21 protein-coding genes are annotated in these 22333 nt (G+C 64.7%); 8 read left to right on the top strand and 13 right to left on the bottom strand.

Annotated elements, in window-relative coordinates:
* Positions 1-36 precede the first annotated feature (36 nt).
* The 6 genes from DDT93_RS04305 to DDT93_RS04280 all read left to right on the top strand — a co-directional run bounded on the left by DDT93_RS04305 (position 37) and on the right by DDT93_RS04280 (position 6454).
* On the top strand, positions 37-819 hold the full coding sequence (locus DDT93_RS04305) for an ABC transporter ATP-binding protein (RefSeq protein WP_109464540.1): 783 nt from the start codon (positions 37-39) through the stop codon (positions 817-819).
* 129 nt (positions 820-948) lie between these two features.
* Positions 949-1776, top strand: a complete 828-nt coding sequence (locus DDT93_RS04300) for an ABC transporter ATP-binding protein (protein ID WP_109464539.1) — start codon at positions 949-951, stop codon at positions 1774-1776.
* 2 nt (positions 1777-1778) lie between these two features.
* Complete coding sequence (locus DDT93_RS04295; protein ID WP_109464538.1) at positions 1779-2177, top strand: hypothetical protein; 399 nt, start codon at positions 1779-1781, stop codon at positions 2175-2177.
* Positions 2177-3187 carry a branched-chain amino acid ABC transporter permease gene (locus DDT93_RS04290; protein ID WP_109464537.1) on the top strand — a complete coding sequence of 337 codons (1011 nt, stop codon included), beginning with the start codon at positions 2177-2179 and terminating at the stop codon, positions 3185-3187. Before DDT93_RS04295 ends, DDT93_RS04290 begins: the two co-directional genes overlap by 1 nt.
* The gene (locus DDT93_RS04285) at positions 3184-4488 is read left to right on the top strand and encodes a branched-chain amino acid ABC transporter permease (RefSeq protein ID WP_109464536.1); all 1305 of its coding nucleotides are present in this window, start codon (positions 3184-3186) and stop codon (positions 4486-4488) included. The genes DDT93_RS04290 and DDT93_RS04285 overlap by 4 nt, the downstream gene beginning before the upstream one ends.
* A gap of 82 nt (positions 4489-4570) precedes the next feature.
* Complete coding sequence (locus DDT93_RS04280; protein ID WP_109464535.1) at positions 4571-6454, top strand: transglycosylase domain-containing protein; 1884 nt, start codon at positions 4571-4573, stop codon at positions 6452-6454.
* On the opposite strand, the gene DDT93_RS04275 is transcribed toward DDT93_RS04280, so the two are convergent.
* Positions 6441-7979: a helicase HerA-like domain-containing protein gene (locus DDT93_RS04275; RefSeq protein ID WP_109464534.1), complete on the bottom strand. Its 1539-nt coding sequence runs from the start codon at positions 7977-7979 to the stop codon at positions 6441-6443. The two genes, DDT93_RS04280 and DDT93_RS04275, sit on opposite strands and share 14 nt — an antisense overlap.
* 521 nt (positions 7980-8500) lie before the next feature.
* On the opposite strand from DDT93_RS04275, the gene DDT93_RS04270 reads away from it, so the two are divergent.
* Positions 8501-9103, top strand: coding sequence for an invasion associated locus B family protein (locus DDT93_RS04270; protein WP_109464533.1), 603 nt, complete (start codon positions 8501-8503; stop codon positions 9101-9103).
* 78 nt (positions 9104-9181) lie between these two features.
* On the opposite strand, the gene DDT93_RS04265 is transcribed toward DDT93_RS04270, so the two are convergent.
* From DDT93_RS04265 to DDT93_RS04250, 4 genes are read right to left on the bottom strand one after another with little or no spacing between them, the layout of a single operon-like run.
* Complete coding sequence (locus DDT93_RS04265; protein ID WP_109464532.1) at positions 9182-10390, bottom strand: beta-ketoacyl-[acyl-carrier-protein] synthase family protein; 1209 nt, start codon at positions 10388-10390, stop codon at positions 9182-9184.
* A 19-nt stretch (positions 10391-10409) separates the two neighbouring features.
* Entirely contained in the window at positions 10410-10667 is a 258-nt protein-coding gene (locus DDT93_RS04260) for an acyl carrier protein (RefSeq protein WP_109464531.1), read from the bottom strand.
* A 33-nt stretch (positions 10668-10700) separates the two neighbouring features.
* Positions 10701-11792: a UDP-3-O-(3-hydroxymyristoyl)glucosamine N-acyltransferase gene (gene lpxD / locus DDT93_RS04255; protein WP_109464530.1), complete on the bottom strand. Its 1092-nt coding sequence runs from the start codon at positions 11790-11792 to the stop codon at positions 10701-10703.
* Positions 11793-11832: 40 nt separating this feature from the next.
* Positions 11833-13452: a L,D-transpeptidase family protein gene (locus tag DDT93_RS04250; RefSeq protein WP_109464529.1), complete on the bottom strand. Its 1620-nt coding sequence runs from the start codon at positions 13450-13452 to the stop codon at positions 11833-11835.
* Between the two features lie 335 nt (positions 13453-13787).
* Here DDT93_RS04250 and DDT93_RS04245 point away from each other — a divergent pair, with 335 nt between their 5' ends.
* On the top strand, positions 13788-14357 hold the full coding sequence (locus tag DDT93_RS04245; protein ID WP_109464528.1) for a YcbK family protein: 570 nt from the start codon (positions 13788-13790) through the stop codon (positions 14355-14357).
* A gap of 100 nt (positions 14358-14457) precedes the next feature.
* Here the strand turns inward: DDT93_RS04245 and aroQ are convergent, their stop codons facing one another.
* From aroQ to DDT93_RS04205, 8 genes are all read right to left on the bottom strand, one after another.
* On the bottom strand, positions 14458-14895 hold the full coding sequence (gene aroQ / locus DDT93_RS04240) for a type II 3-dehydroquinate dehydratase (protein WP_109464527.1): 438 nt from the start codon (positions 14893-14895) through the stop codon (positions 14458-14460).
* Positions 14896-14968: 73 nt separating this feature from the next.
* Positions 14969-15694: an SDR family NAD(P)-dependent oxidoreductase gene (locus DDT93_RS04235; protein WP_109464526.1), complete on the bottom strand. Its 726-nt coding sequence runs from the start codon at positions 15692-15694 to the stop codon at positions 14969-14971.
* Positions 15691-16473, bottom strand: coding sequence for a cyclase family protein (locus tag DDT93_RS04230; RefSeq protein ID WP_109464525.1), 783 nt, complete (start codon positions 16471-16473; stop codon positions 15691-15693). The genes DDT93_RS04235 and DDT93_RS04230 overlap by 4 nt, the downstream gene beginning before the upstream one ends.
* Positions 16470-17720, bottom strand: a complete 1251-nt coding sequence (locus tag DDT93_RS04225; RefSeq protein WP_109464524.1) for an SDR family NAD(P)-dependent oxidoreductase — start codon at positions 17718-17720, stop codon at positions 16470-16472. Before DDT93_RS04225 ends, DDT93_RS04230 begins: the two co-directional genes overlap by 4 nt.
* Positions 17717-18886 (bottom strand): thiolase family protein, encoded by a 1170-nt coding sequence (locus DDT93_RS04220; RefSeq protein WP_109464523.1) that lies wholly within the window; start codon positions 18884-18886, stop codon positions 17717-17719. Before DDT93_RS04220 ends, DDT93_RS04225 begins: the two co-directional genes overlap by 4 nt.
* A complete protein-coding gene (locus DDT93_RS04215) occupies positions 18883-20505 on the bottom strand; it encodes an AMP-binding protein (RefSeq protein WP_109464522.1) in 1623 nt (540 codons plus the stop codon). The genes DDT93_RS04220 and DDT93_RS04215 overlap by 4 nt, the downstream gene beginning before the upstream one ends.
* On the bottom strand, positions 20502-20981 hold the full coding sequence (locus tag DDT93_RS04210; protein ID WP_109464521.1) for an aromatic-ring-hydroxylating dioxygenase subunit beta: 480 nt from the start codon (positions 20979-20981) through the stop codon (positions 20502-20504). The genes DDT93_RS04215 and DDT93_RS04210 overlap by 4 nt, the downstream gene beginning before the upstream one ends.
* Complete coding sequence (locus DDT93_RS04205; RefSeq protein WP_109464520.1) at positions 20978-22333, bottom strand: aromatic ring-hydroxylating dioxygenase subunit alpha; 1356 nt, start codon at positions 22331-22333, stop codon at positions 20978-20980. Before DDT93_RS04205 ends, DDT93_RS04210 begins: the two co-directional genes overlap by 4 nt.

Here is a 22333-nt window from a genome sequence, read left to right as displayed (position 1 = left end):
AGCCGGAGCAACCGGCAAGCGGTATACGGGGATGCCATGATCGTCGTAGAAGACGTGCACAAGCATTTCGGCGGCTTCCATGCCGTCGATGGGGCCACTCTCACCATCCACGAGGGGTCGATCACCGGTTTGATCGGTCCCAACGGCGCGGGGAAGACCACGCTGTTCAACGTGATCGCCGGAGTTCTGCAGCCGACCTCGGGAAAGGTCACTATGGCGGGCGAGGACATCACCGGCCTGCCGCCACACGACCTGTTTCACAAGGGGCTGCTGCGAACCTTCCAGATCGCCCACGAATTCGCCTCGATGACCTGCCGCGAGAACCTGATGATGGTTCCGGGCGGCCAGTCCGGCGAGACGCTGTGGAACACCTGGTTCGGGCGCAAGCGGATCGCCGACGAGGAACGCGCCCTGCGCGCCAAGGCCGACGAGGTTCTGGAGTTCCTGACCATCGAACATCTTGCCGACCACAAGGCGGGACAGGTATCGGGCGGGCAGAAGAAGTTGCTGGAGCTCGGGCGCACCATGATGGTGGATGCCAAGATCGTGTTTCTCGACGAAGTGGGCGCCGGGGTGAACCGGACGCTGCTGAACACCATCGGGGATGCTATCCTGCGACTCAACAAGGAGCGCGGATATACCTTCGTCGTCATCGAACACGACATGGATTTCATCGAACGCCTCTGCGACCCGGTGATCTGCATGGCCGAGGGCAAGGTGCTGGCCGAGGGAACGCTGGCAGAGATCAAGGCCAACGAGCACGTCATCGAGGCCTACCTGGGCACCGGACTGAAGAACAAGGACAAGGTGGGCGCATGACGGGGCACCCGGCGCAGCGGAATGACCCTGCGCCGACGGGCCGCGAACGAAGCGCCACTGCCCCTGCAACCGCCCTGGCGGAGAGGACAGGATTTTGAGTATTTTTGGAAAAGAGATGAGGGGGCGCGGATGAGCGGCAATCCCTATCAGGACGACCGGGGCAACAAGGACGCCTCGATCACCAAGCGCCACGGAGTGGGCGAGATTCCCTATCGCAAGGGCGGCAAGGCGACGCCTGCGGCCAAGGGCGAGGCCTTTCTGATCGGCGACACCATGACCGGCGGCTACGGCACCGGGCCGGATATCCTGCATGAGTGCACCATCGCGGTGAACCCCGGCGAGATCGCGGTGATCGTGGGGCCGAACGGCGCGGGCAAGTCCACCGCCATGAAGGCGGTGTTCGGAATGCTTGACGTGCGCTCGGGCCACGTCCTGCTCGATGGCGAGGACATCACCGCGCTTTCGCCGCAGGACCGGGTGATCAAGGGCATGGGGTTCGTACCCCAGACCAACAACATCTTCACCTCGCTGACGGTGGAAGAGAACCTCGAGATGGGCGCCTTCATCCGGCGCGACGATTTCCGGGGCACCATGGCGCAGGTCTATGACCTGTTCCCGATCCTGAAGGAAAAGCGGAACCAGGCCGCGGGGGAACTCTCGGGCGGCCAGCGCCAGCAGGTTGCCGTGGGGCGCGCGCTGATGACGCGGCCCAAGGTGCTGATGCTGGACGAACCGACAGCCGGGGTCAGCCCCATCGTGATGGACGAGCTCTTTGACCGGATCATCGAAGTGGCACGCACCGGCATCCCGATCCTGATGGTGGAACAGAACGCCCGCCAGGCGCTCGAGATCGCCGACAAGGGCTACGTGCTGGTGCAGGGGCGCAATGCCTTCACCGGGACCGGCAAGGAACTTCTGGAGGACCCGGAAGTGCGCAAGAGTTTCCTGGGGGGATGAGGATGACGACCTATACCTCGGCCGCCCTGGCCGCCCTCGCCTCATCCGCCGCTGCGGAAGGCGCCCACCTGCGGCTCGACTGCACCTTGACCACCGCTTGTTCCGAGGCAAGCGTTTGCCAACCCGGTGACGGACCGGCACGCTATGACATCGCGCCGGAAGCCATCGACGGCGAGGGCGCGGGCAGCTACCGGATTGCCACCGACGCCTCCGAACCCGTACCGGCTCAGGGCCTCTCCCGAACCGGGCCGTTCCTGTGGAGCACCGGCAGCGGAACACGCGCGATCCTGACACTGACCGGCGAGGCCACTGCCCTGCTGGTGCGCCAGGTGACCGAGAGCGGAACCGGCGCACCGCCCTCCGCCGAAATAGACATGATGAACTGCGAGGTCGCCTACTGATGGATCTCCTGAATGCAATCGTCGCGCTGACCAACTTCGTCATCGTCCCCGCCGTGTCCTACGGCAGCCAGCTTGCGCTCGGCGCGCTGGGGGTGACGCTGATCTACGGTATCCTGCGCTTCTCGAACTTCGCCCACGGCGACACCATGGCCTTCGGCGCCATGGTCACCATCCTCTTCACCTGGTGGTTCCAGGGCATGGGGCTCACCCTCGGGCCGCTTCCGACGGCCCTGCTCGCCCTGCCCTTCGGCATCGCGGTTACGGCCCTGCTGCTGATCGGGACCGACCGCGTGGTCTATCGCTTCTACCGAGAACAGAAGGCCAAGCCGGTGATCCTTGTGATCGTCTCGCTGGGCGTGATGTTCATCATGAACGGCATCGTGCGCTTCATCATCGGGCCCGACGACCAGCAGTTCGCCGACGGCGCGCGGTTCATCGTCTCCGCGCGCGACTTCAAGGAGTGGAGCGGACTTGACGAAGGTCTGGCGATCAAAACCAGCCAGGGCCTGACCGTGATCACCACCATCATCGCCGTGGCGCTGCTGTTCTGGTTCCTGAACCGCACCCGCACCGGCAAGTCGATGCGCGCCTATTCCGACAACGAGGATCTCGCCCTTCTGTCGGGGATCAACCCCGAGCGCGTGGTGATGTATACGTGGCTCATCGTCGCCGCGCTGACCACCGTGGCAGGCGTGCTCTACGGGCTCGACAAGAGCTTCAAGCCCTTCACCTACTTCCAGCTGCTGCTTCCGATCTTTGCCTCCGCCATCGTCGGTGGGCTTGGCAGCCCTCTTGGCGCCATTGCCGGGGGCTTCGTGATCGCCTTTTCCGAGGTGACGATCACCTACGCCTGGAAGAAAGTTCTGGGCTACCTGCTGCCCGATGCGCTGGAGCCCTCGGGGCTCGTCCAACTCCTCAGCACCGATTACAAGTTCGCGGTGTCCTTCGTCATTCTGCTGATCGTGCTGCTGTTCCGGCCGACCGGCCTGTTCCGGGGGAAATCGGTATGACCGACACGCTCAAGAACATCCTTCTCTTCGGCATCGTGGCGGTGCTGATCTGCATCGCCGGGGTCACCCAGAGCTGGAACACCGCGCTGCTGATCCTGAACATGGGGCTGATCTCGGCCATCATGTCGATCGGTGTGAACATGCAGTGGGGCTACGCCGGGCTGTTCAACGTCGGGATCATGGGCTTCGTCGCGCTGGGCGGGCTGGCCTCGGTGCTGGTGTCCATGCCGCCGGTGCCCGACGCCTGGGCGGCCGGAGGGCTCGGGATCATCGCCGCGCTGCTGCTGGGCGCGGCCACCATCGCGGGCGCGGCGTTCGCGATGAAGCGTCTGCCCAAGGGCCGTGTCCGGGCGCTCGGGATCCTGGCGATCCTGATCGTCGGCTTCTTCGTCTACCGAGCCGTCCTCGACCCGTCGGTCGATGCGGTCGAGGCCGTGAACCCGGCGCTCTACGGCTACCTTGGCGGGCTCAACCTGCCGGTGCTGGTGGCCTGGCCGGTCGGCGGGCTGCTGGCTGCCGGAGCCGCATGGCTGATCGGCAAGACGGCCCTTGGTCTGCGCTCCGACTACCTCGCCATTGCCACGCTGGGCATCGCCGAGATCATCATCGCGGTGCTCAAGAACGAAGACTGGCTGAGCCGGGGCGTGAAGAACGTCGTCGGTATCCCGCGTCCGACGGCCTACGAAATCGACCTGCAGAACGATCCGGCCTTTGTCGAACGTGCGGCGAGCTGGGGCCTGAGCCCGGTCGATGCCTCCACGCTCTACGTCAAGGTCGCCTATGCGCTCCTGTTCACCATCGTGCTGGTGATCATCCTCTGGGGCGCACAGATGGCCTTGAACAGCCCCTGGGGCCGGATGATGCGCGCGATCCGCGACAACGAGACCGCAGCCGAGGCGATGGGCAAGGACGTGACCCGCCGTCACCTGCAGATCTTTGTGATCGGCTCGGCCATCTGCGGTCTGGCCGGTGCCATGCTGACCACGCTGGACGGACAGCTGACGCCGGGCACCTACCAGCCCCTGCGCTTTACCTTCCTCATCTGGGTGATGGTCATCGTCGGCGGCTCGGGCAACAACTTCGGCGCGGTACTGGGCGGCTTCCTCGTCTGGTTCCTCTGGGTCGAGGTCGAGCCCGTGGGCCGCTGGCTGATGGACGTGGTGACCGCAGGTATGGCCGACGGGAGCTGGCTGAAGGATCACCTGCTGGGCAGCGCGGCACACATGCGGCTGTTCACCATGGGGCTCGTGCTGCTGCTGGTGCTGCGGTTCAGTCCGAGGGGCCTGATCCCGGAGAAGTAGTTTAACCGGCCTTTGGTTTGACAACCGGACGGGAAGTTGCTGCTATGGCGCTTCCCGTTCTGTTTGTGACCCGAGTTGACCATTGCCCGCCGATCCCGACAAGAGCCGCGACGGCCCGATCACCTCGATCACGCCCGAAGAACGGCGTTCCGGTTTCTTCGGGACAATTCGGCGGGTCTTTCGGTGGAGCGTCTGGACCGCGATCTTTGCCGTGGTGCTGGGCTGCCTCTTCATCCTCTACCCTGTCGACCGGCGCATCTTTCGCGCCGCGCTGACCCAGCCGCTGGTGATCTTCACCAAGAGCGGCGACACACTCGGGATGGTGTCCTGCATCTGCAACCCGACCCTCCGGCACGCGGAGATCCCCGAGACCGTCGCCAACGCCCTGATCGCCACCGAGGACCGCCGGTTCCGGTTCCACTTTGGCGTCGATCCCTTTTCCTTCGGCAAGGCGCTGTTCAGCGCCGGAGATCGTGGGGGCAGCACGCTCGAGATGCAGCTGGCGAAAAACACGCTGAACGGCAGCGAACCCAGCCTGTTCCGCAAGTTCAGCGAACTCTTCTTCGCCACCCGGATCTCGCTTGCCTACTCCAAGGATGACATCCTGCGGCTCTACCTCAGCCGGGTAAACTTCGGCCGGCTGAACGGAGTGCCAATCTACGGGTTGCGCGATGCGGCCTGGGCCTGGTTCGACAAGGCGCCCGAAAACCTCTCGCTGGCCGAGGGCGCCATCCTCGTCGCCATGATCAATGCCCCGAGCCTCTACAACCCGCTGCGTAATCCCGAAGGGGTCGCCGAGCGGGCAAGGCTCGTGGTCGCGCGGATGAAGACCGAGGACCTCCTCGCTCAGGACACGGTGGTCGATGTGGCGGCGGCCATGCCGGCCAAGGTGCGGAGGCTGCCGGCGCGAGACCGTTTCCTCGAAGATCAGGTCATGCGCGAACTGCAGGACCTCGCCAGCTCGCTGCCCGATGGCCGGCACTACGCGCTGACGACCATCGACCCGATCGCGCAGGATCAGGCCCGCCGCATCGTCGGGCGGGACATGGCGCGGTTCAAGTCGCGGGGTGTCGCCCGCGCCGCGCTGCTGACGCTCGACGACAAGGGCCGGATCCTCGCCATGTTCGGCGGCCCGGATTACCGCCGCTCCAACTGGAACCTCGCCATTCAGGCGCGTCGCCAACCGGCCTCGACCGCCAAGATCGCCACCTACCTTGCGGCGCTTCAGGATGGCTGGACCGCCGAGTCCAAACTCTGGGACGATCCCGCCCGTATCCGCTCGGACTTCAAGCCGCGCAACGTGGACGGAACCTACAAGGGCGAGATCCCCCTGCAGCAATGCCTGCGCGAGAGCCGCAACGTCTGCACCACATGGCTCGCCGAGCAGGTCGGAATCGACACCGTGGCGGGCATGGCGCGCTGGCTCGGGATCGCCGACGACCAGACGCCCAATGCGGCAACCGTGCTGGGCGCGGGTGAAACCACTGTCCCCGCCGTCGCCGCCGCCTACCTTGCGATTTCGAACGGCGGGCTCCGGTACCGGCCGCACCTGCTGCGCGCGGTGCTGGGGCAGAACGGCAAGGTTCTCTACCGTGAGTCCGACGAGGGCGAACAGGTCATCTCGCAGGCGATCGCGTCGCGGATGAAGGCCCTTCTGGGCGAGGTCACCTCACCCGGTGGTACCGGCGAGGCGGCCGAGTTCACCGGGGGATTTGCCTATGGCAAGACCGGCACCAGTCAGGAAAACCGGGACGCCTGGTTCGTGGGGTTCACCGGACAGGGCATCGCCACCGCGGTCTGGGTTGGCCCGGCAGAGGGCAAATTGATGAACAACGTCGCGGGTGGACAGCTCCCGGCCGAGATCTTCTCGGACTTCAACGTGAACCTCGTCGAGCGGTTCCAGGGCTACGTCGGCAGGCTTCCTCAGGGCGAGGACAGCTTCTGGCGGGACGTCAACGTCCCTTGAACAAGCCGCCGAGAATACCGCGCACGATACGTCGCCCGGTGGTGCCCTTCAGTTCCTTGATCACCGCCTCGCCAATGGCCGAGCCGAAGGTATCCGTGCTCACCTTGCGCGAGGTCGAGCGGGTGACGCGCGTGCCGGAATAACGCCGGGCCGAGTTGTACTCGCGTGCGGCGGACTCCTCCGCCTCTGCCTTTTCCTCGGCATGGGCCGCCTGAGCCGCAGCCTGATCGGCCCGTTTGCGCAGGATCTCGTAGGCGGACTCGCGATCCAGCGTCTGGTCGTACTTCCCCGACATCCCGGATGCCGCGAGGCAGACCTTGCGCTCGGCCTCGGTGATCGGGCCAAGCTGCGACGACGGCGGCCGGATCAGCGTCCGCTCCACCATCCCGGGCACCCCTTTGGGTTCGAGCATGGAGGTCACCGCTTCACCCGTCCCGACCTCGCGGATCGCCTCCTCGGTCGAGAAACGCGGATTGTCGCGGTAGGTCTCGGCGGCCAAGCGCAGGTTCTTCTGATCCCTCGCGGTGAAGGCGCGCAGCGCATGCTGAACCCGGTTGCCAAGCTGGCCGAGGATGTCTTCCGGAATGTCGCCCGGGTTCTGCGTGACGAAGTATACACCGACCCCCTTGGAGCGGATCAGGCGGGCCACCTGTTCGACCTTGTCCACCAGAGCCTTGGGCGCGTCGTCGAACAGCAGGTGCGCCTCGTCGAAGAAGAAGACAAGCTTGGGCTTGTCCGGATCGCCGACCTCGGGCAGGTCCTCGAAGAGTTCCGAAAGCAGCCACAGCAGGAATGTGGCATAGAGACCCGGCGCGGCCATGAGCTTGTCGGCGGCAAGGATGTTGACCATCCCCCGGCCCTGATCGTCCAGCCGCATCAGGTCCGCCAGCTCCAGCGCGGGCTCACCGAAGAGCTCGGTGCCCCCCTGGTTCTCCAGAACAAGCAGGCTGCGCTGGATCGCACCGACAGAGGCGACCGAGACATTGCCGTAGCGCAGCGACAGGCTTTCGCGGTTCTCGCCGATCCAGACCAGAAGCGCCTGCAGGTCCTTCAGGTCGAGCAGTGGCAGCCCTTCCTCGTCGGCAGCCCGGAAGGCGATGTTCAGAATGCCTTCCTGCGCCTCGGTCAGTTCCAGCAGCCGCGCCAGCAACAGCGGCCCCATCTCGGCGACAGTGGTGCGGACGGGGTGACCCTGCTGGGCGTAGAGATCCCAGAAGGTGACCGGAAAGGCATTGTAGGCGAAATCGTCGAGCCCGATCTTGGCCGCGCGGCCGCTGAAAGCCTCGTGAAGCTTTGACTCGGCCGAGCCGGATTTGGCGAGCCCCGAAAGATCGCCCTTCACATCGGCGAGGAACACGGGCACCCCGGCGGCGCTGAAGCCCTCGGCCAGGATTTGCAGGGTGACGGTCTTGCCGGTTCCGGTTGCACCGGCGACGAGTCCGTGCCGGTTGGCGTACTTGAGGGTGAGGAACTGCTGTTCGCCGTAGTCCGGGCCGCCACCGCCCACGAAAATCTTACCGTCCATCAGACCCTTATCCTGTCTCTAGACCCCGCGAGGCCGCGAAATTCGATGCACCATACTAACTTAACCTTTGGCTGCGATAGTGCTTTCTGCCCCCCGGCCAAAGGTCGGTTCGGGCGGGCACTTCCTCCCTGTCAGACTGGCCGTACCCCCGGGTACGGCCTTTTTTGCCCAAATTTCAGGCACTTCCACCCAAGCCCCCGTGGTCACAGAGAATTTCTTGCTTCCCTGTTGACCGTCACAGATCCTTCTTTTAACCTCCTGTTCAATAACTAAGTCGGCCAGTCCGACGGGGAGTCACAAATTTCTCGAGGGGACCTATCCGGGTCCCCTCGTTTTTTGTTGGACGACGCCTCTTTCGGGTCTCACCTCGACGTCCCCAAATCCCGAAATAACTCGTCGGCATGGGCCCGCCGTTCACCATGGGACTGTCGCAAAAAGGCAGCGATTTCCCGCCTTATGACCCTGACTCTCGGGCGGTGACGTGCTAGAGCAACGGCAAGTCAAAATGAAACGGGTAACCCATGTTCAAAAACCTGCCTTCCCTTGCCGCGCTTGCCCTGATCGCTTTTGCGGCACCTGCCGTGGCACAGGAAACCGCCGCGCAGACCGAAGATTCCAACACCTCCGGTGAACAGCTCGACCTCGGCACGCCGGTGACCGACGGGCCGCAGCTGGGCCAGCGGTACTCCAAGGAAAAGTTGGGCGACTGGGATCTCGCGTGCATCAAGACCGATGGTGAACAGGACCCCTGTTCGCTGCTGCAGGTCCTGCACGACGACAAGAACAACCCGATCGCCGAATTCTCGCTCTTCCGCATCGACAACGGCTCGCAGGCCGTGGCAGGCGCGACCGTGATCGTGCCGCTCGAGACGCTGCTGCCCGCACAGCTGACCATCGCCGTCGACGACAACCTCGGCAAGCGCTACAACTACACCTTCTGCAACCAGATCGGTTGCGTCGCGCAGATCGGCCTGACCGAGGCGGACATCACTTCGCTCAAGAAGGGCAGCTCGGCCAAGATCACCATCCGCCCCGCCCCGGCGCCGGATCAGGCGATCAACCTGACCCTTTCGCTGAAGGGCTTCACCGCTGGGTACGACATCGTGGACGTGGTGAAGAAGTAAGTTTCCCGGGTCCAGACACCCGAGAATGCGAAAGGGCCCGCGTTTGCGGGCCCTTTTTTTTGTCCGTGTCGGCTCGGCTCAGACCTTGCGCAGGGCCAGCACCGCGTTCAGACCGCCGAAGGCGAAGGCGTTGGAAAGAACCACCGAGACGTCGGCATCGCGCGCCTCGTTCGGCACCACGTCCAGCGCGCATTCGGGGTCCGGTTCCTCGTAACCGATGGTCGGCGCAATCACCCCGTCCCGCAACGCCATGATGCAGGCCAGCAGTTCCACTGCCCCGGTGCCACCGATAAGATGGCCGTGCATCGACTTGGTGGACGAAATCATGAGCCGGTCCGCGTGCGGGCCGAAAACGTCGGCCACGGCAGCGCATTCCGTCTTGTCGTTCGCAGCCGTCCCGGTCCCGTGGGCATTGATGTAGCCCACCTCGTCCGCGTTGATCCTTGCATCGGCCAATGCACCCGACATGGCCCGCGCCGCACCCTGTTTGGAGGGCATCACGATGTCCGACGCATCCGAGGACATGGCATAGCCGATCACCTCGCAGAGGATCTCCGCCCCCCGCTTCTTGGCGTGCTCGTAGTCTTCGAAGACGAAGATACCCGCCCCTTCGCCCTGCACCATCCCCGAGCGGGTCAGGCTGAAGGGCCGGCACGCGTCCTTGGACATGACGCGCAGACCTTCCCAGGCCTTCACGCCGCCAAAGCACAGCATCGACTCGGAACCGCCGGTGACCATCGCAGGCGCCATGCCAGAGCGGATCATCTGGAACGCCTGCGCCATCGCGTGGTTCGACGACGCGCAGGCGGTCGAAACCGTAAAGCTGGGTCCCTTGAGGTTGTATTCCATGCTGACGTGGCTGGCGGCCGCGTTGTTCATGAGTTTCGGCACCACAAAGGGGTGCACCCGGTTCTTGCCGTCCTCGTAGACGGTCCGATAGTTGTCGTCCCAGGTCGAGACGCCGCCGCCTGCAGTGCCCAGCACCACCCCCGATTTCGCGGCGAGTTCGCCGATGAATTCGAGCCCCGACTGACCGATGGCTTCCTTGGCCGCGATCAGCGTGAACTGCGTGAATCGGTCGTAGAGCGCCATCTGCTGTCGGTTGAACAGCCCCTCGGCCTCGAACCCCTTGATCTGGCCGCCGATCTGAATCGCCAGCCGTTCGAGATCGCGCATCTCGAGGGGGCCGATACCACAGCGCCCCTCGCGCATCGCTCCCAGCGTTTCAGGAACCGAATGGCCGAGCGCGTTGATCGTGCCCGCACCGGTAATGACAACCCGTCTCATGCCAACGGATATCCCCGGCTCAAGCCTTTTCCGCCATGAGGCCTTCGATGCCTTTGACGATGGTACGTACGTTGGAAATGTCGAAGTCGCTGGACTCGGGCTCGTTCGCGTTGAACGGGATCGAGATATCGAACTCTTCCTCGATGGCGAAGATGCTCTCGACCAGCCCGAGGCTGTCGATGCCGAGATCTTCGAGCGTACTGTCGAGCGTCACGTCGGACGGCTCCAGAACGGCCTGTTCGGCGATAATCGCGATTACACGGTCCTGAATGCTCATGCAGGGCCTCCTGATCTCATGCCTGACGAGGGATTACTCGTTCGGCTCGTCTTTGAAAACAGCCTTTTTCAGGACAGCGATATCAGAGGCCAGGCGCGGCAACCGGCGCAGCGCCTTGTACATCTCTGTAAACATGTCCATTTTCACCGCCGGATAGCCGCTGATCATGCGGCCTGCGGGCACGTTCGAGAGGATCTTGGACGCGCCGCCCGCAATGACCCGGTCGCCGATGGTGATGTTGTCGACCACGCCGACCTGCCCCGCCAGGACCACGTTGTCGCCAACGACGACCGACCCGGCGATGCCGACCTGACCGCACAGCAGGCAGTCCTTGCCGACCTTCACGTTGTGTCCGAGGTGCACGAGGTTATCGAGCTTGGTCCCGTTGCCGATCTGTGTCGGCCGCACGGTGCCGGAATCGACGGTGGAATTGGCACCGATCTCGACGTCATCACCAATCACCACGCCGCCGAGGGAGTGAATGCGGATCCAGCTCTGCGCGGCGGTATCGCCCTGATCGCCCATGGTCTCGCGCGCCAGTTCAACGCCGGAGACCTCGGGCGTAACGAAAGAGAAACCGTCCGATCCGATCCGCGCGCCCGGTTGTGCGATGAAGCGGTCCCCAATCCGCACGTTGGCCCCGATGCTCACGGATTCGCGCAGGTAGGCCTGCGCGCCGAGCACGGCGCACGCCCCGACATAGCAGAGCGGACCGATGGCCGATCCGTCGCCGATGCGCGCGCCCGGCCCGATCACTGTCATCGGCCCCACCGAGACGTCCTCGCCCAGTTCGGCCGAGGGGTCCACCACGGCGGTCGGGTGGATCCCTTCGCCAAAGCGCTGGCCGGGATCCATCAGGGCAGTGACGCCGGACATGGCCATGCGGGGGCGCGGCGCAAAGATCGCGGCCTCCAGCCCTAGTGCCTGCCAGTCGGCGCCCGGCCAGAGCAGCGCCACGCGGGCCTGCCCCTGCTTGAGCCCGTCGGCATACTTGGGCGACATCGCCATCGCGAGGTCGCCGGGGCCGGCGTCTGCGGGCTCGGCGGGAGCGCCAATCGTGATGCTGGTATCGCCCGCCGCCTCGGTTCCGAGTGCCGCGGCAATCTGTGCCACCGTGAACGTCATGGGCCGGCCCTTCCTCTAGCTAACCGCTCGGGCCTTGGTGTTACCCCTGAACCGCGTTCAGCGCCACCCCCGCGTCGCTGAGCGCCTCCCAGATCCGGGCGTCGCGCCCATAGACATCGCGGCGGAATTCAACACGGCCCCGCTCGCCGATCACGGCTGTCCGGTAGATCAGGTGCACCGGCACCTTCTGCTTCAGGTCGACCTTGGTTTCGACACCCCGGCCCAGCACGTTCTGGAAGAAGGTCTTGGGATCGGCCTCCTGCCGCGCCAGCAGCGCGTAGGCAAAGTCGAACGGGTCAGCCAGACGGATGCAGCCGTGGGAATAAGCGCGGCTTTCACGGGCGAAGAGGCTCTTTTGCGGCGTGTCGTGCAGGTAGATGTTGTACTTGTTCGGGAACATAAACTTCACCAGCCCCAGCGCGTTGCTGTTGCTCGGCGGCTGCCGCATGTCGAAGGGAAAGTTCGTCTGGGTGAACTGGGTGAAGTCGACCGCGGCGCGGTCGACCCTCTGGCCCCGCCGGTCGGTGATGATCAGGTGGCTGGCCGCATTCGGGTTCTTCTTGAGCTGCGGCAGGTATTCCTTGGTCATGATCGAGCGCGGAACGTGCCAACTCGGGTTGATGATCATGTGCTCCATCTCGTCCGAGAACTCGGGGCTGCGCCGGTCATGGCTGGCCGCACCGATCACCGCCCGGGTCTGGAAGGTCACCTGCCCGTCATCGACGATCTTCGCGGTAAAGTCCGTGAGGTTGACAAGGATGTGGCGCTTGCCGCGCTCGATGTTCATCCAGCGCTCGCGTTCCATGGCCACCAGCACCGACTTGAGACGGTCCTCGGGCGAGACGTTGATCTCGGCGATGGTGCCCTGCCCGGCAACGCCGTCCTGCTCGAGCCCGTGCGCCGACTGGAACGCCATCACGGCCCGTGTCATGGCGCCATCGTAGGCCACGGTCGCCGTGCGATCCATGTAACCCATTGCGATCAGGCGGTTGCGCAGCGCGAGAACGGCATCGCCCCGGTCGCCCGGTTCCAGCTTGGTGGCGTGCACGGTCGGGCCCCAGAGCCCTTCGGACACGATCTTCTGCAGGCGCAGCCGTTCCTTCATCAGGTTGCGATACTCGGGGTTCTGCGGCGGCAGCGCGTTCATGTAGGATCGCGCCTCCTGCGAGGCGGCCAGCCCGCCAAGCAGATCGGCGCCCTTCCGGCGCGGAACGACGCGCACGATGCCGTCGTCGACACGGGAGGGCACCAGCAGCCCGCTCTGCACGTCGTGGGCGTAGTCCAGGAACGCCTTGCTGAGCGCGACCTCGACCATCCCGATGTCGCGGGTGGTGTGGGCGGCTCCCATCTTCGCCATCAGCCCCGCAACATCGTAGCGCGAGGCGGGCAATCCATGAATTTCCACGGAGTTCAGCGCCTCGATCAGCGCGGCCCGGCGTTGGCGGAACTCCTCTCCCTCACCGGTCCAGAGCGGTGCATAGTCCGCCTGGCGGTAGAATTCGGCGACTTCCTTGTCGGAAATTGCGGTCTCCGCGACGGCCTGCTTGAAGGCGGTCACCTGCGCGCTGGCGGGAGCTCCGGCCATGCCGATCGACAGGACAACGGCGCCGGCAAGCAGGGCAAGTCGGGGGAGAGCGACAATACCGGGAGTGGACTTCATAACGGGTTCCTCAATATCTGGTAGGCCACAATTAGCACTTAGGCCTACGCTTCACAGTCCAAAAGCGCTGCAAACTTGTCTATTCACATTTCGTTTTGCAGCTTTCGGGCAACGCCGTGGTTGCCCGTTTGCATCGGTCGCCAAAATAATTGCATGCCAACAAGGCAAATGCGCGAAAAACTGCCGAAATCACCGGGTGGATAAAACTGACCCAAATCCTTTGTTGGCTCGTCAACCGACCTATGCCATACAAACCGTGCATCTGGGGATGGATGACAAAGGCCCTCGTAACATCGGGGGCAGGCAGACATACAGCGTACGGGACACACGCAGGCATGACCACAGACAACACAACGGGATTCTCCCGTCGTGCTTTGCTAGGCGCATTCGCAGCAACAGCACTCACCGCGGCTCCGACCTATTCGAAAGCCGCAGGTTTCCTCCGGGGCGGCGGCGATATCCGGCGCGTTCGAATGTATTCCGGTCGCACCGGCGAACGCATGGATATGGTCTACTGGATTGATGGCGAGTACATCAAGGACGCCTGCAAGGAAGTCACTTACTTCATGCGCGACTGGCGGACCGACAAGGTCATGAACATCGACCTTCGGACCATCGACATCATGGCCGCCGCGCACAACCTCCTCGACGTGAACGAGCCTTACATGCTGCTCTCGGGCTACCGTTGCCCCGAGACCAACGCGATGCTGCGCAACCGCTCGCGCGGCGTGGCCAAGAACTCGCTCCATATGAAGGGCCAGGCCGCCGATCTTCGCCTCGCCTCGCGCTCGGTCAACCAGATGGCCAAGGCTGCTCTGGCGTGCCACGCTGGCGGTGTGGGCCGTTACTCGCGCTCGAACTTCGTGCACATGGATTGCGGCGCCGTCCGGTCCTGGGGCGCCTGATCGCAAGACAAGTCCACTGGGCGGCCCGTGTCCCCGGGTCCGTCCGGTCCTGATGAAACAGCCCCGGCCATCTGGCGCGGGGCTTTTTCGTGGCCGGGCGTCAGTCGCGCGTGAGCGTCAGGATACGCCGCACCGCGGCCTCGTACCCTTCGATGCCCAGACCGGCGATCACGCCATCCGCGCGCAGCGAGACGTAGGAGTGATGGCGGAAGCTCTCACGCTTGTGCACGTTCGAGATGTGGATCTCAATCATCGGCCCCTCGAAGGCATTCAGCGCGTCAAGGATCGCCACCGAGGTATGGGTATAGGCACCGGGGTTCATCACGATCCCGCAGGCCGCCTCGCGCGCCTCGTGGATCCAGTCGATCAACTGCCCCTCGTGGTTGGACTGCAGCATCCGCAGGTCATAGCCCTCGGGCAGCAGCGCCCGGCAGTTCGCTTCCACGTCGTCGAGCGTGTCGCGCCCGTAGATGTCCGGCTGACGCTTGCCCAGCAGGTTCAGGTTGGGCCCGTTCAGCAGGAAGATGGTCTTTGTCATGTGCGCTCCGCCCCATTCGTTACGGGGCGGAACCTGACAGGGCCCGGAGCGAAGTGCAAGCTGGCGCGCACTCTCAGAGGCTGAAGGTCCCCACGCTCGACCCGCCGCAGACGTAGAGCGTCTGGCCGGTGACAAAGCCGCTGGCCGGATCGCAGAAGAACAGGAAGGCGTTCGAGACGTCCTCGACACGGCCCAACCGGCCCACGGGAATACGTTCGGCCAGGGCCGCCTCGCGCTCGCTGCCCTTCGGGATGATGTCCCAGAAGTTGTCGGTCTGGATCGGCCCGGGCGAGACCACGTTTACCGTGATCCCGTGCTGTGCCAGTTCCAGCGACCATGTCCGGGCCATGCCGATGATCCCGGCCTTGGTGGCGGAATAGGCCGTGCGCGTCGGCACGCCAAGCGCGGCGCGCGAGCCGTTGAACATGACGCGGCCAAACTTGCGGGCCTTCATGGTCGGCAGGCAGGCCTGCAACAGGGTCAGCGGCGCCCCGAGGTGCATCTGGGCGAGGCCGGTGATGTCGCTCGCCCTCGCCTCTTCCAGCAGGTTCGGCCAGATGATCCCCGCGTTGTGCACGAGGTGGGTCACCTCGTGGTCCCGCCCCACCGTCTCGGCCAGTTGCGAGGTCGCCTCCATATCTAGCAGGTCCGCCTCGTAGCTCACGAGATTCTCGTGGCTGAAGCCGGGCTTGCCGCGGGCGACGACGATGACCTTGTACCCCTTGTCGAGCAGCTTGAGCGCGAGGTCCTTGCCAATGCCCTTGCTGCCGCCGGTGATCAGTGCGGTGTATTCACTCATGCGCCCTCTCCCGGGATCAGCGCCAGCACGCGCAGCGGACTGCCGGTGCCGCCCTTGATCTTGAGCGGGGTGGCAAGAAGGATCGCGCCGGTGGGCGGCAACAGGTCGAGGTTGCAGAGGCACTGGAGGCCGAACTTGCCCGCGCCATGCAGCAGGAAGTGGGCCGGGTACGGTGGCGAAAAATGCGTTCCCTGCCCCGCGTCGGTGCCAACCGTTTCGGTCCCGAAGCCGCGGATTCCGCGCTCCAGCAGCAGCTCGATGGCGTCGGGCATGGGGCCCGGCGAGTGCGGGCCATCCTCGGCCATGTTCAGGTAGTCGATGCCCTTGCGCTTGGACCAGTCAGTCCGCATCAGCACCCAGCTGTCCGCCGGAACGGGGCCGTGCTCCTTCTCCCACTCGAGGATGATCTCGGCGGTCAGCACGAAGTCCGGGTCCTTGGCAGATCCCTCCGAACAGTCGATCACCACCACGGGACCGATGAAGTTCTTCACGTCGATCTCGTCCACCGCGCCGTTCGGCACGTCGCGGCCCGAGATCCAGTGGATCGGAGCGTCAAAATGGGTGCCGGTGTGCTCGTTGAGCGTGAGGTTATGCCATTTCCACGCGGGACCGCGATGGTCGTAGGCCGAGACCTCCTCCATCCGGAACCGGGCGCACTGACCGAACTCGGGCGGCAGGATGATCACCGGAAAGTCCGGGTCCAACGTGTGGGTCAGGTCGATGACCTTGGTTTCGCCGCTCGCCAGCGAGGCGGCCATCTGCGTCAGGATCTCGCTCATATCCCGCCTCCCGTCGTCATTTCGCGCTCAAGCACCTTGGCGTCTCGCTGCCAGCGTTCGAACATGTCCTTGGCCACATCGCCCGAATAGACGTCTTCCAGCCCTTCGATCAGGCCGTTCACGATGTCGCGGGCCAGCGCGCTTGGCGCCACTTTCGGTGGCGGCAGGGGCTGGTGCCATTCGTCGTCGGTCGGGCCGGTGTAAACCGTCATCACCCGCAGGCCTTGCGGACGGTACTCACCGCGCAGGGTCTGGCAGACCGAGCGCGCGGCGGCCTGGCTGGCACTGAAGGCGCCATAGGCCGGATCGGGAACCAGCGCGTAGGACGACAGCACGTTGACGAACGCCACGGCGTTGTTGGTGCCATCCTGGACGCGGCCCGCCATACCCGGACCGAAAGCCTGGGCAAGGCGCATGACGCCGAGGACGTTCACGTCCAGTTCCTCACGTGCGAACACGGTATCCTGCATCGTCACCCCGCCGGGGCGCACGAAGCGGGCGGTGTTGATCAGGATGTCGGTCTTGCCACCGATCTCGCCCGCCAGCTCGGTCACCGAGCGCATATCGGAGACATCGAGGTCCATGATTTCCACGCCTTCGATGGCTTCCAGCGCAGCGCGGCCCGGCCACCGGCGCCAGGCTTCGGCTTCGCCGACGAACACGGTACTGGCCCCGGCCTTGAGCAGCGCCTTGGCCAGTGGCACGGCCACGGGGTTGCGGCCGTCAGTGATCAGGATCCGGCGGTGCTTGGGGTGGGCTGTCAGCCCGCGCAGGGTCGGGTCGTCTTCCATCGCCTCGGTCCTTTCGATCGGCAGGGCGATCAGCACCCCCTGCCCGGCCTTGTCGAGTTTCATCGCCATGCGGACGCGGTCACCCCGCCCCACGTCGCCATGCAGGTGCACGACGGCGACCGGCCCGGCGTCAAGCTTGACCGACCCCTGCCGCCACGGCAGCCGTTCGCGAAAGAACGGGTCGGGCGAGGCATGGATGCGGGTCTCGGCCAGCACCTCGGCGCCGGTCTCGGTGTCCTTGTAGGTCAGATCCACCGACAGGCATTTGCAGCAGGCATCGCGCGGCGGGTACTGGACGGTCCCGCACTCCTCGCAGTGCTGGAGCGCAAAGCGCCCCTCGGCGGCGGCGGCGCTGATCCCGGTCGCGGCGCGCGAGCGCATGGCTGGCGGCAGCGTCGGGACGCGGGTTCGCTTCTGCGGGTCCTTCTTCGGAGGGGGCGTCAGGGGGATGCTCATGGGGTCACGCCCTCCAGCGCGGCAGCTGCAGATAGCAGGCCGCGGTCGTAGTTGATCATGCCAAAGCCGGAAACGACGGCTCGCCGTGCGCCCTCGACCTGCGTGCCGCCGGCGAGGCCGGTAACTTGCCGAAGCGCCTCGACAAAGCCGAGGTAACCGCCCGCCGCGCCCGCCTGACCCACCGAGAGCTGACCGCCCGAAGTGTTGTGCGGGAAGTCGCCGCCGATGGTCAGGTCATGCTTGCGCACGAAGTCCGGGCCCTCGCCCTTCTTGCAGAAGCCCAGGTCTTCCATCTGCATCATCGAAATGACGGGGTAGTCGTCGTAGGTTTGCAGCAGGTCGATGTCGCCGGGGCCAAAGCCCGCCATCTCCCAGAACTCGTCGATGTCCATCGCCCAGCCACCACGCAACTGGATGGGATCCTCCGGGAACGCGTTGACCCGCTCGATGGTCGAGGCGACGCGCGCATATGGCAGGCTCCGCCGGTTCGCTTCTTCCTCGCGCATGACAAGGAAAGCCTCCGAGCCCGCGACGGGCATCACGCAGTCGAACAGCGCGATCGGGTCCGAGATGGGGCGCGCGTTCAGATACTCCTCCATCGTCAGCGGCTTCTTCATGATCGCATCGGGGTTCTTCAGCGCGTTGTCGCGCTGGCTGACCGCGATCTTGCCGAAATCCTCGCGGGTGGCGCCGTACTGCGCCATGTAGGCATCGGTCAGCAGGGCGAAACTCGCGTTGGGGCCACCGAACCCGTAGGGATAGGTCGCATCCATCGAGAACCGAGAGAACGAGCTCAGCAGCTTGCGGAAACTGTCGATGTAGTTGCTGTCGCCCGCCACGCAGGCGACGATATCGACATCCCCCGCATGCACGGCGCGCGCCGCGCGCCGGAACCCGGCGACGGCGCTCGCGCCGCCCATCGGGACGGTGTCAAGCCAGCGCAGCGTCAGGCCAAGGTGTTGTGACAGACCCACGGGCGTATCGGGGAACAGCGAGAAGCTGGAGACCGAGAACCCGTCGATCTCGTCCGGGCGCAGGCTGGCCGTGGCAAGCGTCGCGCGCAGGGCGCGTGCGATCCACCAGTGGGCCGTTTCCTGCGAGTAGCGGACGTAGGGCACCGTCACCGGGCTGGTGACGACCACGCCGTCGTAACTCTGTCGCTTCACGCGGCGGTCCTCTTCTTCATCTGTCGGGTATCGGCGGTGGCCGGGTCATCCAGCAGGGTCGCCGCCAGCGATTTCAGTGCCGCGCGCTGGATCTTCTGGGTGGCCGTGACCGGCAGCGCCTCGACGAAGGCGATGTAGCCGGGCGCCTTGTAATAGGCGAGCTGGGTCAGGCACCACGCGGTGATCTCCTGCGCCAGTTGTGGCCCCGCCTCGCCCTTGGGAACGATGCAGGCGAAAACTTCGTCGCCACGGACCGCGTCCGGAACGGCGGCGACAGCAACGGAGGCGATGGCCGGGTGACGGGCGAGGATGGATTCGACCTCGACCGCCGCGATGTTCTCGCCCGAACGGCGGATCACGTTCTTCTTGCGGTCCACGAAGAAGAAGGAGCCGTCGGGTTCGCGGCGCACGATATCGCCAGTATGAAACCAGCCACCTTCCCAGGCTTCGTCGGTCGCCGCTTCGTTCTTGAAGTAGGCCGCGAAGAAGCCCTTGCGCGGATCATCCCCGGCGTGGCGCACCAGCAGTTCACCGGGTCCGTCGATCTCCCGGCCTTCGTCGTCAACGATCTTTGCCTCGATATCGCCATCCAGACGGCCAAGACAGCTCTCGCCGACACGGCGCGGCAACTGGTTGGCGCAGATCACCGCCCCTGCCCCGGTTTCGGTCATCGCCCAGGCCTCGACCAGCGGAAAGCCGAACCGCTCTTCAAAGGCCGCGTGGAGTTTGGGATCCACGCCCGCACCGAAGCCGAACTTGACCTTGTCCTGATGATCCGCGCCGGAAAGCTCCGCGCCCATCAGCATCGAGGGCATGACGCCGAGGTAATGCAGGCAGGTCGCGCCGGACTCGCGTACCGAAGCCCACCAGCTGCGCGGGTGGAACCGGTCGAGTACGGTGAGGCAGCCGCCGACCGCGATCATCGCCATAAGCGAATAGGCCATCGCGTTCATGTGGAAGATCGGCAGCGGCGTGATCATCCGCTCGCCCGAGGTATCGAGCGCGCAGAGGCCACCGGCATTGGCATACCACCGCCCGGCCTCGAGAAAATACTCGTTGGTCAGGATGCAGCCCTTGGGCTGGCCGGTGGTGCCCGAGGTATAGAGCATCGCCGCCTCGGCATTAGTGCCGCCGCCATCGCGCAGGGCAATGGCGCTGTCGCCGCGTGGCGTGGGCAGCGGGTCGCCCGGCGCGATGACAGGCATGGCGATCCCTGCCTCGTCAGCGGCGGTCTGCATCTCCTCGACCCGGGCGGACAGGACAATGGCAAGGACGGGCTCGGCATGGCCGATCATGTAGGTCAGCTCGGCCGCGCGCAGGTCAGGATTTACCGGAACGACCGAGATGCCAAGGGCGTTGCAGGCCATCCACCACAGGAAGAAGGCCGGACGGTTCTCCATCAGCAGCATCACCCGCTGACCGGCGACATAGCCTGCCGCCTTCAGGGCTTCGGACAGCCCGTCGATCTCGGCCTTAGCCGCGCCGTAGGTCAGCTCGCCCGCGGCAATATCGTAGATGCCAGCGGTTTCCGGCAGGATGTTCAGCCACGGACGCTCGGGCCACTGGCCCGCGCTGTGAGCAAGGGCACCGTAGGTGGTTTCAATTGTATCGGGGATCATGGCAGCAACTGAATGTTACCGAAGGCCGCGTCGCAATTGACGATATCGACGCGCTTGTTGGCAATGCGCAGCTTGCCGTCGACCAGCGAGATTTCGTGCCGCGCGGTCAGGGCCAGAAGCTGCTGTTCGTCCAGCCGGGTTTCCACGTAGTGCATGAAGGTGGTGGTCACGAATGTGCCGGCCTCTGCATTCATCTCGTCGACGAAGGGGCGCTGGATTACGTGGTGACAGCGGCTCTTGGGCTTCTGGCTGAAGGTCCGTGCACCATTCAGGCGCTCGACCCGCAGTTTCAGCATGAAGATGTCCTCGTACATCAGCGAGGTCACGTTCAGCGGGTCGGTCTGCTTGTAATCGAGAGGCATCCAGTAGTGGCCGTCCGGCAACCAGAGGGCGAGCCACTCGTCATAGCGGCCCTCGTCCAGCATCCGGACTTCCTCGTAGATGAAGTCGATCAGGTCGTCTTTCGTCACTGTCATTCTGCGGCCTCCCGGGCCGGGGCTGCCTTGGGGTCCATATCCATGGTCATAAACTTGACCCAGGCGTGGAACTGGTTGCGCATCTGCCGTTCGGTGGTGCCGTTCTCGACGGCCTCGGTGTCGAAATCCTCGTCGTCTTCGTAGAGGCGCTGGATGTTCACCCATTCCAGCCCGTCCACGGCGAGGCCTTCCTGCGCGCGCTCGTACATCTCGAGGTCATCGTGGCCCACAATCGAGGTCGGTGCGTTGATCATGCGGTTGTACATGGCAGTGCGCGCGGTCAGTTCGTCGGGCGCATCGACCAAGCGATAGATATAGCTCTCGACCAGCGTCTTGTCGGCGGCCAGCGGAATGAACAGTCGCAGGGTCTGGATCGGGCCCTTGATCATCACGTTCGGGAAATAGACCGTGTTGTGCCGGTTCTCCCCGAGGATCTGCTTGGCCTTCTCCTCGCCGTAGGTCTCGCACATCGCCTCGAAGTACCCCGGGATCGCGGAATAGTTCGAGTGGATCGAATGGTGCACACCAGTGTGCCCGTGCCCGTTGGGCCAGGTCCGGATGCCCATGTCCTCGAACATCTCGTAGGGGCTCATAAAGGGCGCGATGATCTCCATCGCCGGGGGCTTGGGCGCATCTGCGGGCAGGCCCAGTTCCTCGTAGAGCTTCACCGCCGTCCCGGCGCTCGATTCATGCGCGACCATCGGGTGGCAGGTGTCGGTCTGGTTCTCGACCAGCATCTTCCAGTTGCACTTGTGCATGTAGCGCAGCGGCGGCCCCATGATTTCAAGCTTCCCGGCGGGAGAGCGGTCGACCATGTTGTCAAAGGAACTGAGGCTTTCGCCGAAGAATTCCTCGAAGCTGATCCCCTCATCGGCAAGGCGCGCGAAAATGAAGCCACGGTAGTTCTGCACCGCGCCCACGGCTTTCATGCCCTTGCCGTTCTGGGTCTCTTCCAGCCCGGTGCCCTCGTAGCCCTTCTTCAACGGGATCGCGAGCAGGCAACCATCGGTCTTGAAGGACCATGCGTGGTAGGGGCAGCGGAAGAACTTGCCGGTGTTGCCCTGCCGGTCGATCACGATCTTGGTGCCCTTGTGGGGGCAGCGATTCAGCAGGACGTTGATATCGCCGTTGGTGTGACGCACCTGGATCACCGGCTGGTCGCCGATGGAGGTGGCAAAGTAGTCGCCCTTGTTCGGGGTCTGGCTCTCATGACCCACGAAGACCCAGGAGTTGGCGAAGATGTGTTTCATCTCCAACCGGAAGATCTCGGGGCTGGTATAGACGTCGCGGTGGACCTGCTTGTCCTGAACCAGCGCGCGGATGGCGTCGGGATTGTCGGCGTAGTGGCTCAT

Origin of the sequence: Albibacillus kandeliae (assembly GCF_003116585.1) — a bacterium.
Taxonomy (GTDB): domain Bacteria; phylum Pseudomonadota; class Alphaproteobacteria; order Rhodobacterales; family Rhodobacteraceae; genus Albibacillus; species Albibacillus kandeliae.
Note: the sequence above shows the minus strand (reverse complement) of the source record. Positions and strands in the feature narration are given on the sequence as shown.